This window comes from Brevundimonas sp. (genome assembly GCF_036405315.1).
Classification (GTDB): domain Bacteria; phylum Pseudomonadota; class Alphaproteobacteria; order Caulobacterales; family Caulobacteraceae; genus Brevundimonas.
In genome coordinates, this window is record NZ_DASWXW010000029.1 from 1 (window position 1) to 14,098 (window position 14,098).

The 14,098-nt window shown below is 69.5% G+C and carries 16 protein-coding genes; 3 read left to right on the forward strand and 13 right to left on the reverse strand.

The window, feature by feature from the left end; genetic code table 11:
• The 3 genes from VGE49_RS01975 to VGE49_RS01985 all read right to left on the reverse strand — a co-directional run.
• Window positions 1-987: helix-turn-helix domain-containing protein (locus tag VGE49_RS01975; RefSeq protein WP_331032912.1), on the reverse strand; the 987-nt coding region annotated here is incomplete at its 3' end.
• 94 nt (window positions 988-1,081) lie between these two features.
• Complete coding sequence (gene ptsP, locus VGE49_RS01980; protein ID WP_331032913.1) at window positions 1,082-3,349, reverse strand: phosphoenolpyruvate--protein phosphotransferase; 2,268 nt, start codon at window positions 3,347-3,349, stop codon at window positions 1,082-1,084.
• Between the two features lie 59 nt (window positions 3,350-3,408).
• Window positions 3,409-4,683 carry an aspartate kinase gene (locus VGE49_RS01985; RefSeq protein ID WP_331032914.1) on the reverse strand — a complete coding sequence of 425 codons (1,275 nt, stop codon included), beginning with the start codon at window positions 4,681-4,683 and terminating at the stop codon, window positions 3,409-3,411.
• Between the two features lie 56 nt (window positions 4,684-4,739).
• Between VGE49_RS01985 and ubiG the strand changes: the two genes are divergently transcribed.
• Window positions 4,740-5,558 (forward strand): bifunctional 2-polyprenyl-6-hydroxyphenol methylase/3-demethylubiquinol 3-O-methyltransferase UbiG, encoded by an 819-nt coding sequence (gene ubiG, locus VGE49_RS01990; protein ID WP_331032915.1) that lies wholly within the window; start codon window positions 4,740-4,742, stop codon window positions 5,556-5,558.
• Window positions 5,559-5,562: 4 nt separating this feature from the next.
• Here the strand turns inward: ubiG and VGE49_RS01995 are convergent, their stop codons facing one another.
• From VGE49_RS01995 to VGE49_RS02020, 6 genes are read right to left on the reverse strand one after another with little or no spacing between them, the layout of a single operon-like run.
• Window positions 5,563-6,096: a GNAT family N-acetyltransferase gene (locus VGE49_RS01995; protein ID WP_331032916.1), complete on the reverse strand. Its 534-nt coding sequence runs from the start codon at window positions 6,094-6,096 to the stop codon at window positions 5,563-5,565.
• A complete protein-coding gene (locus VGE49_RS02000) occupies window positions 6,051-6,509 on the reverse strand; it encodes a DUF6265 family protein (protein WP_331032917.1) in 459 nt (152 codons plus the stop codon). The genes VGE49_RS01995 and VGE49_RS02000 overlap by 46 nt, the downstream gene beginning before the upstream one ends.
• Window positions 6,510-6,548: 39 nt before the next feature.
• The gene (locus tag VGE49_RS02005; RefSeq protein ID WP_331032918.1) at window positions 6,549-6,983 is read right to left on the reverse strand and encodes a DUF1178 family protein; all 435 of its coding nucleotides are present in this window, start codon (window positions 6,981-6,983) and stop codon (window positions 6,549-6,551) included.
• The gene (locus VGE49_RS02010) at window positions 6,980-7,834 is read right to left on the reverse strand and encodes a carbon-nitrogen hydrolase family protein (protein WP_331032919.1); all 855 of its coding nucleotides are present in this window, start codon (window positions 7,832-7,834) and stop codon (window positions 6,980-6,982) included. Before VGE49_RS02010 ends, VGE49_RS02005 begins: the two co-directional genes overlap by 4 nt.
• Window positions 7,834-8,091, reverse strand: coding sequence for a glutaredoxin 3 (grxC, locus tag VGE49_RS02015; protein WP_312065260.1), 258 nt, complete (start codon window positions 8,089-8,091; stop codon window positions 7,834-7,836). Before grxC ends, VGE49_RS02010 begins: the two co-directional genes overlap by 1 nt.
• 32 nt (window positions 8,092-8,123) lie before the next feature.
• Window positions 8,124-8,930, reverse strand: a complete 807-nt coding sequence (locus tag VGE49_RS02020; RefSeq protein ID WP_331032920.1) for a ComF family protein — start codon at window positions 8,928-8,930, stop codon at window positions 8,124-8,126.
• Between VGE49_RS02020 and VGE49_RS02025 the strand changes: the two genes are divergently transcribed.
• Window positions 8,929-9,813 (forward strand): methyltransferase domain-containing protein, encoded by an 885-nt coding sequence (locus VGE49_RS02025; protein ID WP_331032921.1) that lies wholly within the window; start codon window positions 8,929-8,931, stop codon window positions 9,811-9,813. The genes VGE49_RS02020 and VGE49_RS02025 overlap by 2 nt on opposite strands.
• 6 nt (window positions 9,814-9,819) lie before the next feature.
• Here VGE49_RS02025 and VGE49_RS02030 read toward each other — a convergent pair whose 3' ends face one another.
• Genes VGE49_RS02030 through VGE49_RS02045 form a run of 4 tightly spaced genes read right to left on the reverse strand, consistent with a single transcriptional unit; the run spans window position 9,820 to window position 12,755 of the window.
• Window positions 9,820-9,996, reverse strand: a complete 177-nt coding sequence (locus VGE49_RS02030; RefSeq protein WP_331032922.1) for a Flp family type IVb pilin — start codon at window positions 9,994-9,996, stop codon at window positions 9,820-9,822.
• Between the two features lie 25 nt (window positions 9,997-10,021).
• Window positions 10,022-10,438, reverse strand: coding sequence for a (deoxy)nucleoside triphosphate pyrophosphohydrolase (locus VGE49_RS02035; RefSeq protein WP_331032923.1), 417 nt, complete (start codon window positions 10,436-10,438; stop codon window positions 10,022-10,024).
• Window positions 10,435-11,820 carry a bifunctional glutamate N-acetyltransferase/amino-acid acetyltransferase ArgJ gene (gene argJ, locus VGE49_RS02040; RefSeq protein WP_331032924.1) on the reverse strand — a complete coding sequence of 462 codons (1,386 nt, stop codon included), beginning with the start codon at window positions 11,818-11,820 and terminating at the stop codon, window positions 10,435-10,437. Before argJ ends, VGE49_RS02035 begins: the two co-directional genes overlap by 4 nt.
• Window positions 11,817-12,755, reverse strand: a complete 939-nt coding sequence (locus VGE49_RS02045) for a peptidylprolyl isomerase (protein ID WP_331032925.1) — start codon at window positions 12,753-12,755, stop codon at window positions 11,817-11,819. Before VGE49_RS02045 ends, argJ begins: the two co-directional genes overlap by 4 nt.
• A gap of 272 nt (window positions 12,756-13,027) precedes the next feature.
• Between VGE49_RS02045 and VGE49_RS02050 the strand changes: the two genes are divergently transcribed.
• A partial coding sequence (locus VGE49_RS02050) for a preprotein translocase subunit SecA (protein ID WP_331032926.1) occupies window positions 13,028-14,098 on the forward strand: 1,071 nt, incomplete at its 3' end.

Sequence of the window (14,098 nt, forward strand, 5' to 3'; positions counted from 1 at the left end):
CGCGCGGGCGCGGGCCTGGGCCTCGACGGCGGCCGCGGCGCGGGCTTCCGACTGGCGGGCGGCGGTCTGGGCGCGGGCGTTCAACTGGCCCAGCGGCGACTGAGGCGCGGGCAGGACGCCGCCGTGCTCGCCGTTCAGATAGACATCGAAGGCGGCGGGATCGGGGGTGTCCACCGTGGCCGAAACGTTCAGCGGCGCCCGCCAGGCCTCGCCCGCCGCCAGCTGGCGCGCGAACAGGACCCGACCGTCGGCCTGACGGATCACCAGGATGGCCGGCTTCTTGGCCTGCAGGATGACCTGAGAGGCGATGGCCGAGGCGCCGTAGACCGCGCCGCGCGGGTTGAAGGCGGCCTGCACCGGCGGCGCCGGCGGCGGGACCGCATTGGGATCGTCGGGATCGATGCCGGTCAGCTGGGCTTCCAGGCCGGGGGTGACGTAGAGGGCCGGTGTCGTCTGGTCCGGCGGCGCGGCGCGCGGCGCGCCCAGATAGAGGGGCCGCTCGACTTCGGCGTCGGCCTCCTTGGCCCAGTCCTTGGGGACGGCGACCAGATCGGACGGATGCGGCGGCTCGATGCGGACGACGCGCTGAAAGACGTTCCAGCCGACCACGGCCACGATCAGCACGCCCAGGGCGGCCAGAATCTTGGGCGAGGCGCGCCGCACCTGCTGTTGCTGCACCTCGGTCCCGGTCGGGGCCTGCAGCGGCACGGCCGCCTCGGGGAACTCGCGCTTGAAACGTTCGACGGCCGTCAGTTCGTCCAGGCCCAGAGCGGCGGCGTACGCCCGCACATAGCCCATGGAGAAGATGCGCGACGGCAGGACGGCGTATTCGCCCTGCTCCAGCGCGGTCAGATAGCGCGGATGCACCCGCGTCATGGTCGACAGCTGAGCCATGGAACGGCCCGAGGCGAGACGGGCCGCGCGCAGGGCCTCGCCCAGCGTCTCGGCGTCCTCGAGGGACGGCGCGTCCTGCCGATCCTGATCCATGCGGGGTTCCGTCCGTGCGGACGCGAAGGCGTCCTGCCCTTGGCTTAGACGAGGCCCGTCCCGCGGGCAACGCGGGAAAGCGGCTCCGCTTGGATCAGACGACGACGTTCAGCTTGCGCGCCAGGGACTCGATCTCGCCGCGCACCGACCCGGCCGAGGAGCCGAGCAGGACGGCCATGCCGCGACGCGCCGCCGGCAGGTCCGCCGACAGGATCATCCGCTTGACCGGCCCCACTCCGCCCGCCGGCGCCGACAGCCGAGTGTAGCCCAGGGTGATCAGGGCGAAGGCCTCCAGCGGGCGCCCGGCCAGTTCGCCGCAGCCGGAAACGGGCGTGGCGCTGTCGGCGCACTTCTGCTGGATTTCGGCCAGGGCGCGCAGGGCCGGCGGCGACAGCGGATCGTAGCGGTCCGACACCAGGGGATTGGTCCGGTCGGCGGCGAACATGTACTGCAACAGGTCGTTGGTGCCGATCGAAACGAAGTCGGTCAGAGGCAGCAGGGCGTCCAGGTGCCACAGCAGGCTGGGGCACTCGACCATGGCGCCGACCCGCAGCAGGGACGGCAAGGGCCGGCCGCGCCGCCGCGCCCAGTCGCACTCGACATCGACCAGTTCACGCGCGGCGCGGAACTCGTCCACCGTGGCGATCATGGGGAACATGACGCGCAGCTCGCGCCCGGCGGCGGCGGCCAGAAGCGCCCGCACCTGCATCCGCAACAGGGCCGGACGGTCAAGGCCCAGACGGATGGCGCGACGGCCCAGGGCCGGGTTCTCCTCACGCTCATTGTCGAGATAGGGCAGGACCTTGTCGCCGCCGATGTCCAGGGTGCGGAAGGTGACGGGCCGGTCGCCCGCCGCGTCCAGAACCAGCTTGTAGAGGGCCGTCTGGGCGTCCAGACGCGGCAGCTCGTCCGAGACCATGAACTGGAACTCGGTGCGGAACAGGCCGATGCCCTCGGCCCCCGTCGCGTCCAGATTCTCCAGATCCACCGCCAGACCGGCGTTGGTCAGCAAGGCGATGCGGGTGCCGTCCTTCGTGACCGCCGGCGTGTCGCGCAGCAGGTCGAACTCGGCCCGGCGCTGTTCGCGCACGGCCATGCGGGTCTGGACCGCCGCCAGCATGTCGGGGCGGGGGCGCAAGTAAGCCTCGCCCGTCTCGCCGTCGACGATGACCTGATCGCCTTCGGACAGACGGTCGCGCAGGCCTTGCAGACGCCCGACGCAGGGAATCTGCAGGGCGCGGGCGACGATGGCCGCGTGGCTGGCGGCCGAGCCTTCTTCCAGCAGCAGGCCGCGCAGCTTGTGGCGCGGATACTCCAGCAGATCGGCGGGCCCGAGATTTCTGGCGACCAGGATGGCGTCGTCGGGCAGGTCGCGATGGCCGGGGTTGTCGCCCGCCAGCACCCGCAGCAGGCGGTTGGCCAGGTCCTCGAAGTCGTGCAGCCGCTCGCGGATATAGGGGTCGCGGGCGTTGGCGAAGCGGGCGCGGTGCTCGTTGCGGACCCGATCGACGGCCGCCTCGGCGGTCAGACCCGAGCGCACCGCCTCCTCCAGCGACCGGTTCCAGCCCCGGTCGTCGGCGAACATGCGATAGGTCTCGAGCACCTCGAACGAGATCCCGCCCAGCTTGCTCTGGCCGCCTTCCAGCATGGCGTCGATGCCGGCCTTGAGCGCCGACAGGGCTTCGGCCAGACGTTTTTCCTCGGCGACCGGATCGTCGGACAGCAGCTGTTCCGGCGCCAGGGGCGCCTCATGCTGGACGACGACGCCATAGGCCAGGCCTTCGGCGAACTTCTGCCCCTTCAGCCGCTCGGGGCGATGGGGGGCCACCTCGACGTCGCGCAACTCCTCCTGGGCCAGAAGTTCGCCCGAGGCGACCGTCTCGGCCAGAACCATGGCGATGGTCTGGATGTCCTCGACCTCTTCCTCGTCATAGCGACGGGCGGCGCGGTTCTGGACGACCAGAACCCCGATGGCCCGGCCGCCGCGCAGCAGGGGCGCGCCGAGGAAGGCGTGGAAAGGGTCTTCGCCCGTTTCCGGGCGATAGGAGAAGCTGGGGTGGGACGGGGCGTCCGACAGGCTGATCGGCTGGCCCAGCCGGGCCACCTCGCCGACCAGACCCTCGCCGGGCCGCAGCCGGGTGGCGTGCACGGCCTCGGGGTTCAGACCCTGGGTGGCGAACAGCTCCAGCTCGCCCGAGGCGCGGCGCAGATAGATGGAGCAGACCTCGGCGACCATCGACTGGGCGATGGTGCGCACCACCATGTCCAGCCGGTCCTGCGCCGGGCCGCCGCCGGCCATGGCTTCGCGGATCTGGCGCAGGAGGTTGCGAGGCCCCCTCGTCGTCAAACCGCCCTTCACCATGCCGCCTCCCGCCTGACCGCCCCGCTGACCTCGTCAGATAGGGCGGCGTTGCTGTTTTCCTATAGGGCGTCGAGCCCGTAGGCCGAATGAAGCGCCCGCACGGCCAGTTCGGAATAGGCGTCCTCGATCAGCACGCTGATCTTGATTTCCGAGGTCGAGATGGCCTGGAATTTCACGCCCTTGTCGGCCAGGGCCCGGAACATGGTCTGGGCCACGCCCGCATGGCTGCGCATGCCCACGCCGATGACCGAGATCTTGGCCACGTCGGCGTCGATGCGAAGCTCTTCAAAGCCGAGCTCGGCCTTGGCGGCGGTCATCATCTCGGCGGCGCGCTGGGCGTCGCGGCGACCGGTCGTGAAAGTGAGATTGACCGCGCCCTCGGTGCGGGCCTGGCTCTGCACGATCATGTCGACGTTGACGTTGGCCTCGGCCAGACGCGTGAAGACGTCGGCCGGGGCGTCAGTGCGGTCCGCCAGACCCAGCAGCGTGATCCGGGCTTCGTCCCGGCTCATGGTCACGCCGGAAACGATGCGCTTTTCCACGATCTCATCCTCGTCACAAATCAGGGTGCCGGCGTTTTCCGGCAGATTTCCATTCTCATCCGGCTCAATGAAGCTGGACAGGACCCGGACCGGGACCTGCTTGGCCATGGCCAGCTCGACCGAGCGGGTCTGCAGCACCTTGGCCCCGAGAGAGGCCATTTCCAACATCTCCTCGTAGGAGACCTTTTCCAGGCGACGCGCGCGGCTCTCGATGCGGGGGTCGGTCGTATAGACGCCGTCCACGTCGGTGTAGATGTCGCATGGGCATTCCAGCGCCGCCGCCACCGCCACCGCCGAGGTGTCGGAGCCGCCGCGCCCCAGGGTGGTGATACGGCCGTCGCGGGTCACGCCCTGGAAGCCGGGCACCACCGCGATCTGGCCGCTGTCGACGGCGGCGCCCAAGACGTCGCCGGGGACGTCCTCGATGCGGGCGCGGCCGTGGGCGTCGTCGGTCAGGATCGGAATTTGCCAGCCCATCCAGCTGCGCGCGTTCAGGCCCATGTTGCGCAGGGTCAGGGCCAGAAGCCCCGACGTCACCTGCTCGCCCGAGGCGACCACCACGTCGTATTCGTCGTCCGACAGGGGCAGGCCCGCGGCCGCCGGTCCGGCGCCGTCGGTCCAGGCCACCAGCTCATTGGTCTTGCCGGCCATGGCGGAAACCACCACGGCGATCTGTTTGCCCTTGGCGGCCTCGGCGGCGATAATTCGCGCCGCACGACGAATACGCTCGAGGTCCCCCATGGAGGTGCCCCCGAACTTCATCACCAGTCGTGTCGTTTCGGGCCGCGTCATCGTGGCGTTTCGTCCCCTGCTTGCATGGGCGGCCAAGGCGGTTCATGCCTGCGACCATGTCCGCTTCTAACGACAGCCTCGAGCCGCGCAAACCCCAAAGCGAAGAGGGTTTTTCACCCTTTGCTGCCGATCGTGCCGAGGGGCCGAGCATCGATCCCGCCGATGTGGCGCGCTTTTCGGCCCAGGCGGCCGAGTGGTGGGACCCGAAAGGGCCGTTCGCGCCCCTGCACCGCTTCAATCCGGCGCGACTGAAATTCGTCCGCGACCGCGCCGCCGAACACTTCGGCCGCGACGTTCAGACGCGCGCGCCCTTCAAGGGTCTCAGCCTCATCGACATCGGCTGCGGCGGCGGCCTGATCGCCGAGCCGATGCGGCGCATGGGCTTTGACGTCACGGCCCTGGACGCCTCGTCCGAGAACATCGGCACCGCCCGCGCCCACGCCGAACAGGTCGGGCTCGACATCACCTATCGCGCCGCCACGGTGGAGCAGATGGTCGAGGCGAATGCGGGCCCCTTCGACGTGGTCCTGACCATGGAGGTGATCGAGCACGTCGCCGATCCCGAGGCCTTCATCCGCGCCTGCTCGAAGCTGATCAAGCCGGGCGGGATGATGATCGTCGCCACCCTGAACCGCACCCTGAAGGGCCTGCTGCTGGGCAAGGTCGCCGCCGAATACGTGCTGCGCTGGGTCCCGGCCGGCACCCACGACTGGCGCCAGTTCCTCAAGCCCGAAGAACTGCGCGCCATGCTGGACGGCGAGCCCCTGAGCGTCACCGGCCCCTATGGCCTGGCCTATGACCCGCTGAACGACCGCTGGAGCGAGGGCGACGACGTGGGCATCAACTACATGATGATGGCGACGCGGGACGCCTGATCGCTCAGAGCGGCCTGATCATGTAGCGGGCGTCGGCGCCGTAGCTGGCCAGCTTCTCCGCCATGCCGGGCGGGTTCTGCACGACGAAGCCGTTGCGTTCCCAGAAGGCGGTGGCCTCGTTGACGGCGACCAGGGCGATCTCGGGCCAGCCCGCCGCCTTCGCCTGTTCCGCCAGACGCTCGACGATGACGCGGGTGAAGCCGCCGCCGCGCGTGTCCGGGTGAACCGCCAGATCGTGCAGATAGATGACCTCGGCGTCGTCCGGGACCGCGCCGATCAGGCTGTCCAGCGGCGGAGCGGCGTTGCGCTTCCACGGATAGGCCATCAGATAGCCCCTGACGGTTCCGGCGGCGTCAGCCAGGACGAAACAGCCCTCGGGCGCCAGCTCCTGACGCTCGGCGAAGCACTCGCGCCCCTCGAAATGATCGGGGAAGGACAGGCGGGCGACGCCGACGACGCCGTCGATGTCGTCAGGCGTCATGGGCCGCCAGTTCAGCCGGGACAGCGGGCGTTCAGTTGCGCCTTGTTGAAGCTCCATTCCGCACTCCGGGTCTCGTCGTCATCCGCCCCTTCGATGCGGGCGGTCAGCACATCCCCCGTGCGTTGATAGAGGATGCGGTGCGGAAAGTCGTTGGCGGGGTTGGCGAAAACCGCCCGCTGCGGTCCGCTTTCGATCAGGCGAAAGGGGGTGGGCGCGGCCCCGCCCGGCTGCGCGACATAGGCCAGCACGCCATCCTGCAAGGGGGCGATACGCGCGAACTCGAAGCTGCTGCGGCCGTTGCGCACGGTCACGGAATGACCGACCAGAAGACCCGCGCGCGAGTCGCTCCAGGTCTCGGACGCCTCGCGCCCGCCGGAGCAGTCCAGCCAGTAGCCGGCCATCCACGACAGGTCGGGCCCGGGCGCCTGCATCAGGGCGGCGGCCATCAGGGGCGCGGTCAGCAAGGTCATCGAACTCTCTCTCCTTGGGTCGCGGAAGCCCCCATCCGCTCAGTTCGCCTTCTTCGGGTCGGGCGGCAGGTTGGGCAGGGGGGCGCAGGGCACGCCGTCGTCCTTCAGCTTCTTGACCTCGGCGGGGGTGGCCTCGCCGTAGATCTCGCGCTTCTCGGAGCGGCCTTCGTGGATGTCGCGGGCCTCGCGGGCGAAGGCGTCGCCGACATAGTCGAAATTCTGCTCGACGTGCTCGCGCACCTCGCGCGCCGCCCGCATCATCATGGACTGCACCTGCTTCATGGCGTCCGGCGAAGGGGCGGTCTTCTTCGTGCCGGCGACGGACGGGGCCATCACCTGCTTGCGCACCGCCGTCGAGCCGCAGAAAGGGCATTCGACCAGACCGCGCGCGGCCTGATCGTCGTAGTCGGAGGATGAGGCGAACCAGGCCTCGAAGCCGTGGTCGTGGTCGCAGGACAGGGCGTAGCGGATCATGACGGCCAGTCGAAATCGCGGTCGTGCCGCAGGGCCGGGATCGAGGCGCGCGCCCTATCCACGGCGCTCAGGTCCAGGGCGGCGTGCAGGACGCCGGGTTCATCGTTATCGGCGCGGGCGATGACTTCGCCCCAGGGGCCGACGACCAGGGAGCGGCCCCAGGTCTGACGACCGTCCTCGTGCGTCCCGCCCTGGGCCGGGGCCAGGACGAAGGCGCCGGTCTCGATGGCGCGGGCGCGCAGCAGGGTTTCCCAGTGGGCCTCGCCGGTGGGACGGGTGAAGGCGGCGGGCACGGCGATCATGGCGGCCCCGGCCTGGGCCAGCCGGCGATGCAGATGCGGGAAGCGCACGTCGTAGCAGATGGTCAGGCCCAAGCCGCCCCAGGGGGTGTCGGCCAGGCTTGCGGCCTCGCCGGGCCGCACCGAGGCGCTTTCGCGATAGGTCTCGCCATTGGCCAGATCGACGTCGAAGACGTGCAGCTTGTCATAGCGCGCCGTGATCGTCCCGGTCGGATCGACCAGCAGCGAACGGTTGGCGGCGCGTGCGTCGCCGGGCGCATCCGAGCGTACGATGGCCGATCCGATCAGCAGCCAGACGCCCAGTTCCGCCGCCAGGGCGCGCAGGCCGAGAACGGCGGCGTCGGCGTCCTCGGACGACAGGGCGGCGTCGCGAAAGGTCCGGCGCTGTTCGAGGAAGTTGGTCCCCTCGGGCGTCAGGATCAGCTTCGCCCCACCCGCCGCCGCCTGGCGGATCAGCGGCTCGACGTGGGCCAGCCCCGCGGACGCCGTGGCCGGCGTCCGCGTCTGGACAAGAGCGATGTCCAAAGGGGCGATGTCGAGCCGGTCGCCCATCAGGCCGCCAGCAGGGGGTCCAGGCCACCCCTGCGGTCCAGGGCGTGGATGTCGTCCGAGCCGCCGACGTGCTGGCCGTTGATGAAGATCTGCGGGAAAGTGGCCTTGCCGCCCGAACGCGCGACCATCTCGGCCTTCTTTTCCGGGTCGTTCGAGGCGACGATCTCGGTAAATTCGGCGCCCTTGCGGGTCAGCAGGCCCATGGCCGCGACGCAATAGGGGCAACCGGGCTTGGTGTAGATGACGACTTCGGCCAACTCAGGAACTCCTTGAACTGCAGACTAGCCCCCTACTTAGGCGGTTCGCGCGCGGTTCGCACCCTCGCGATGACGGCCAGGTCCACGGCGCGGGCGCCGGCCTCCATTAGAATCCGCGCGCAGGCCTCGGCCGTGGCGCCGGTGGTCAGGACGTCGTCGATCAGCAGGATGCGCCGCCCCTTGATACGGCGACGTCCGGCCTCTGTGACAGCGAAGGCCTTTTTCACGTTCAACCGCCGTCCGCGCGCCGACTTGCCGCCCTGACTGGCGGTCGGCGTGCTGCGGATCAGGACGTCGGGCAGGTAGTCGAGCCCGGCGGTGCGGGCCAGGGGCCGGGCGATCTCGGCGGCCTGATTAAAGCGCCGGGCCAGCAGGCGGGATCGGTGCAGGGGCACGGGGACCACGGCGTCGACTTCAGCCACGACGTCGGCGGCGGAGCGGGCGATCCAGCGCGCGAACAGCGGCGCGAACTGCTGCTGGTCGCCGTGCTTGAACTTGAGGATCAGACCCCGCGAGGCCTTGTCATAGACGCATGCGGCGCGGGCGCGGGCAAAGGCGTAGGGCTGGACCTGACAGGCCAGACAGCGGTCCAAGGCGAAGTCGCCGCCGTCATACTCGAACGCCGCGCCGCAGCCGTCGCAGACCGGCGCCTCCAGAAAGATCACCCGGCTCCAGGCGTCGGGCGTCAGGCCGGCCGAGGCCGTGGCCTCGCGACTGTCATGGGCCGTGGGCGGCAGCAGAATATCCAGCAGACCGCGCCCCGCATCTCGCGCGCCGGATGCTATAGGCGCCGTCACGCCTTTTATTCGACCTCGCCAGCCCCCATCCTGAACCGACATGAGCGCCCCCTCCTCCGGTCCCCCGATCATCTTCGACGCCGCGCGCCGCGCCGCGCGCCTGAGCCGCGCCGCGCGACGTTTCCCCGCCACTGACTTCCTGCACGTCCGCGCCGCCGAGAATGCGGTGAACAGTCTGGAGGTGATCCTGCGCGAGTTTCAGGCCCCCGTCGACCTGTCGCCCCATCCGGGCGTCTTCGCCAGCGCCGTCGCCGACAGTTCGGCCCGCGACCGGGTGGCCGAGGTGCGCGCCGTGGGGTCGATTTCCGAGCGCGCCGCGCCGGGGGCCGGGCCTCTGGGGCTGGAGGACCAGTCGGCCGACCTGATCGTCAACCTGCTGGGCCTGCACTGGGCCAACGACCTGCCCGGCGCCCTGACCCAGATCCGGCGCGCCCTGAGGCCCGACGGCCTGTTCGTGGCCAGCCTTTTCGGGGCGGCGACGCTGAAGGAGCTGCGCGGGGTGCTGACCGAGGCCGAGCTGGAGGTCAACGGCGGGGCCCAGGCCCGCGTCTCGCCCTTCGCCGACGGCTTCGACGGGGCGGGCCTGCTGCAGCGGGCGGGCTTCGCCCTGCCGGTCAGCGACGTGGACCGGGTGACGGTGCGCTATGACGATCCCTTCGCCCTGATGCGCGACCTGCGGGCCATGGGCGAGACCAATGTGCTGGCGGGACCGATCCGGCCGCTGAACCGCGCCGTTCTGGCCCGCGCGGCGCAGCTCTACGCCGAACGCCACGCCGAGGCGGACGGACGCATTCCCGCAACCTTCGAGATGGTCCACCTGGCTGGATGGGCCCCGCACGACAGCCAGCAGAAGCCGGCGCGGCGCGGGTCGGCGAAAACGAGGTTGGCGGATGCGCTCGGCGTCAGGGAACGATCCGGCGAGTAGACGAGCCTAGCTGATCGCGGCGCTGATGATGTCGCCGAACCACTCGAACATGGCCACCGATTTCGAGGTGAAGGCGCCGACGGCGGTGATGATGGCCAGGAAGACCAGGCCGGCGATCAGGCCGTATTCGATGGCGGTGGCGCCGCTGTCGTCGCGGTAAAGACGGCCGATGAAACGTCGCATTCAGGCCCCCTCCCGCGGCGGCTGATCAGAGCAGGTCGCGCAACCAGGCGACCAGGGGTTCGTCGGCCGGCGGCATGGGATAGTCCGACAGCTTGTTCGGCTTCACCCAGGCCAGACCCGCGTGTTCACGGGCCGTGACCACGCCGGACCAGCGCCGGCACAGATACAGTGGCATCAAGAGGTGAAAGGAATCGTAAGCGTGACTGGTAAACACGAACGGGGCCAGGCAGGCCTCGTTCACGTCGATGTCCAGTTCTTCCTTCAGCTCGCGGATCAGGGCCGCTTCCGGCCGCTCGCCCGGTTCGACCTTGCCGCCCGGAAACTCCCACAGGCCCGCCAGTTGCTTGCCCTCGGGCCGCTTGGCGATCAGCACCCGGCCGTCCGGGTCGATCAGGGCGACGGCGACGACCAGGACGGTGGGGACGGCGGCGGCGTCGCTCACGAGCGATAGTCCCCGTTGATCTCGATGTAGCGTTTGGTCAGGTCGCAGGTCCAGACGGTGGCCGCGGCCCGGCCCGAGGCGACATTCACCGTGATGTCGATCTCGGCGTTCTTCATGTAGGCGCTCATCTTGGCCTCGTCGTAGTCCGGAGCCGGAGCGCCGTTGATGGCCGCCGTGTGCGGGCCGAACCAGATGGCCAGACGGTCGCGGTCCACCGCCTCCTCGGTCTTGCCCACGGCCATGACGATGCGGCCCCAGTTGGCGTCCTCGCCGGCGATGGCGGTCTTGACCAGGGGGCTGTCAGCGATCGACTTGGCCAGCTTGCGGGCCGAGGCGGGGCTGGCCGCGCCGTCCACGGTGACGCGCACGAACTTGGTCGCGCCCTCGCCGTCCTTGACCAGCTGATGGGCCAGATCGAGCATCACCCGGTCTAGCGCGGCCGAGAAATCCTTGAGCCGGCGGTCGCCCACGCGGCCGATGCGCGGCGCGCCCGAGGCGCCGGTGGCGAACAGCAGGGCCGTGTCGTTGGTCGAGGTGTCGCCGTCCACCGTCACGCTGTTGAAGGTGGTGCGGACGTGCAGGTTCAGCAGGGCCTTCAGCACCGGCGGGGCGATGGCGGCGTCCGTCACGATAAAGGCCAGCATGGTGGCCATATCAGGCGCAATCATGCCCGAGCCCTTGGCGACGCCGGCGATCTTCACCTTGACGCCCTCGATCTCGCATTCCGCGTAAGAGCCCTTGGGGAAGGTGTCCGTGGTCATGATGCCGAGGCCGGCCTGGGCCCAGGCGTCGGCCTTCAGGCCCGCCTCGATGTCCGGCAGGCGGGCGGTGATCTTGGTCTCGTCCAGCACCACGCCGATGACGCCGGTGGAGGCCAGCATGACGTCGCGCTGACGGCAATCGAAGCGTTTGGCGACTTCCGAGGCCGTGCGGCGGGCCGCGTCGGCTCCGGCCTTGCCGGTGAAGGCGTTGGCGCAGCCGGCGTTGACGACCAGGGCCTTGACCCCCTCGCCGCCCTTGTCGGCGTCCAGTTGCCGCTTGCACCAGTCGACCGGGGCCGAGCCCACCTTGTGGCGGGTGAAGACCCCGGCGCAGGACGCCCCCTCGGGGAAGTGGAAGACCACCAGGTCGTCGCGCTCGTGCTTGTAGAAGCCGGCGCGGGCGGTGGCGATCTCGACCCCGCCGATGGGGGGAATGGTCGGGAAGGGCACGGCCAGGGGCGAGACCATCAGGCCGGGTTTGCCGGGCGACGCGGCCGCCGGCTTGGCGGCAGGCTGAGTGGCGCGCTTCAGGGCCGAGGCCAGCGGGTCCAGTGCCCTTTCGATGGCGGATTCGATCATCTGGCCGGTCGAACCAGACTTGGAGGCGGGCGGACGGTTCATGAGGCGACGGTTCCGGCGGGAGGTGCGGAGGGAGCGACGGGCGCGGGCTTGGCGGCCGGATGCGCCGCCGGTTTGGCGGGATTGAGGAAGACTTCCACCTGAGCCTTGCCGCGCAGCTGCTCCAACAGCTGGCGCACGCCTTCATAGGTCAGATAGCGGACGATAAGAGGGCGGGCCTGATCCAGGGTCGGCGGCGTCTCCAGCCGGCGATCCTCGACGCGCAGCACGGCCCAGCCGCCCTCGGTCTGGACCGGCCCGACCACGGCGCCCGGCGCCTGGCCCCGCACGGCGGCGGCGTAGGCGTCGGGCAGGACGTCCAGCGTCGAATAGCCCAGGTCGCCGCCGGAATAGCGGGTGGCGTCGTCGACCGAGCGTTGGGCGGCCACGGCCTCGAAGGCGGCCCCCTGCCCCAGGACGCCGACCACGGCGTCGGCCTGCTCCTTGGTGTGCGACAGGATCAGACGGACACGAACCTCCTCGGTCGTCTGCGCCCGGCGCTGCTGCTCCTGATAGAGACGCTCGACCGCCTGATCGGACACGGCGCCGCTGACGACGGATTCCACCAGCATGTCGCCGAGGATGCGTTCGTGCACCGCTTCCAGCCGACGCTGGGCGGCGGGGTTCTTGTCCAGACCGCGGCGGCGGGCCTCGGCGGCCAGCAGCTTCTGATCCACCACCTCGTCCAGCACGCGGCGGAACAGCTCGGACTTGACGTCCAGCGGCTCTCCCTCGCCGACCAACCCTTGCGCCACCGCTTCGCGGCGCACGTCCGAGGCCCAGACCGAACGATCCAGCACCCGCGCCACGATCAGATCGTCTTTTTCCGGCGGAGTCTCCGCGTCGCCGCGCCCGCAGGCGGCCGTCAGGGTCAGGACCAGCAGGGCCGACGCCAGCACAGGCCGCAAGGTTCGAAAGGATGGACGCGAAAGACGCATCAGGCGCTCCGGCCAAAAAGGCGAAAAGGGGCGAAAACAGGGTCCTGAGGGCCTGTCTCGGCAGGCCTGTGAAAGCCCCTCGCGTTGACAGGGGTTAGGGCGGTGCTTAAGTCCCGGCTGCGCCCAAGTCGAGGGGTTTTCGATCGTCTGCGCGGCCCCTGCGCGCGCCCCGTACTTCGGGGTCGCCGGGACCGGCGTCGATCCGGGCTCCTGATCGCGACGCTTCCTGTTTTCAGAGCCTTCAGCCGCTCGACCGCCTTACCGGATCGCCCATGCTCGGCTTCGCCAAGAAAATCCTCGGCTCCTCCAATGACCGCAAGGTCAAGGCCTTCATGGGCCAGGTCCAGAAGATCAACGCCCTGGAATCCAAGTTCGAGGCCTTCTCGGACGACGAACTGCGCATGATGACGCAGACCTTCAAGGACCGGATCGAGGCCGGAGAAAGCCTGGAGAAGCTCCAGAACGAAGCCTTCGCCGTGGTGCGCGAGGCGTCCAAGCGGGTCATGGGCCAGCGTCAGTACGACGTGCAGATGGCCGGCGGCATGATCCTGCATGAAGGCGGCATCGCCGAAATGCGGACCGGCGAAGGCAAGACCCTGGTGGCCGTGGCCCCGGTCTATCTGAACGCCCTGGCGGGCAAGGGCGTCCACGTCATCACCGTCAACGACTATCTGGCGCGCCGCGACGCCGAGACCATGGGCAAGGTCTATCGCTTCCTCGGCCTGGAGGTCGGCGTCATCGTCAATGGTCTGTCGCAAGGCCAGCGTCAGGCGGCATACAACGCCGACATCACCTACGGCACCAACAACGAATTCGGCTTCGACTATCTGCGCGACAATCTGGTCTATGACCGCCGCGAGATGGTGCAGCGCGGCCACCACTTCGCCATCGTCGACGAGGTCGACTCCATCCTGATCGACGAGGCGCGCACGCCGCTGATCATCTCGGGCCCGACCGAGGACCGTTCGGACCTCTACAAGATCGTCGACGGCATCGTGAAGGAACTGATCGTCGACAAGGCCACCTACGACCTCGACGAGAAACAGCGCCAGGCCCTGCTGACCGAGCTGGGCTCGGAGCGCGTCGAGGAGATGCTGGAGGCCGGCGGCCACTTCGCCGAAGACACCACGGACCTCTATGATCCGGGCAACGTCAGCCTGGTCCACCACGTCAACCAGGCCCTGCGCGCCAATACCCTGTATACGCGCGACAAGGACTACATCATCAAGGGCGGCGAAATCGTCCTGATCGACGAATACACCGGCCGCATGATGACGGGCCGTCGCCTGTCCGAAGGTCTTCACCAGGCCATCGAGGCCAAGGAAGACGTCAAGATCATGCCC

What these genes read in the sequence shown, in the direction of transcription:
- VGE49_RS02010 (WP_331032919.1), bottom strand. Translation starts at nt 7,834, where the DNA reads ATGGGCGACCGGCTCGACATCGCCCCTTTGGACATCGCTCTTGTCCAG.
- VGE49_RS02005 (WP_331032918.1), bottom strand. Translation starts at nt 6,983, where the DNA reads ATGATCCGCTACGCCCTGTCCTGCGACCACGACCACGGCTTCGAGGCC.
- VGE49_RS01985 (WP_331032914.1), bottom strand. Translation starts at nt 4,683, where the DNA reads ATGACGCGGCCCGAAACGACACGACTGGTGATGAAGTTCGGGGGCACC.
- ubiG (WP_331032915.1), top strand. Translation starts at nt 4,740, where the DNA reads ATGTCCGCTTCTAACGACAGCCTCGAGCCGCGCAAACCCCAAAGCGAA.
- argJ (WP_331032924.1), bottom strand. Translation starts at nt 11,820, where the DNA reads ATGAACCGTCCGCCCGCCTCCAAGTCTGGTTCGACCGGCCAGATGATC.
- VGE49_RS02030 (WP_331032922.1), bottom strand. Translation starts at nt 9,996, where the DNA reads ATGCGACGTTTCATCGGCCGTCTTTACCGCGACGACAGCGGCGCCACC.
- VGE49_RS02020 (WP_331032920.1), bottom strand. Translation starts at nt 8,930, where the DNA reads ATGTCGGTTCAGGATGGGGGCTGGCGAGGTCGAATAAAAGGCGTGACG.
- VGE49_RS02025 (WP_331032921.1), top strand. Translation starts at nt 8,929, where the DNA reads ATGAGCGCCCCCTCCTCCGGTCCCCCGATCATCTTCGACGCCGCGCGC.
- VGE49_RS02045 (WP_331032925.1), bottom strand. Translation starts at nt 12,755, where the DNA reads ATGCGTCTTTCGCGTCCATCCTTTCGAACCTTGCGGCCTGTGCTGGCG.
- VGE49_RS02000 (WP_331032917.1), bottom strand. Translation starts at nt 6,509, where the DNA reads ATGACCTTGCTGACCGCGCCCCTGATGGCCGCCGCCCTGATGCAGGCG.
- VGE49_RS01995 (WP_331032916.1), bottom strand. Translation starts at nt 6,096, where the DNA reads ATGGAGCTTCAACAAGGCGCAACTGAACGCCCGCTGTCCCGGCTGAAC.
- ptsP (WP_331032913.1), bottom strand. Translation starts at nt 3,349, where the DNA reads ATGGTGAAGGGCGGTTTGACGACGAGGGGGCCTCGCAACCTCCTGCGC.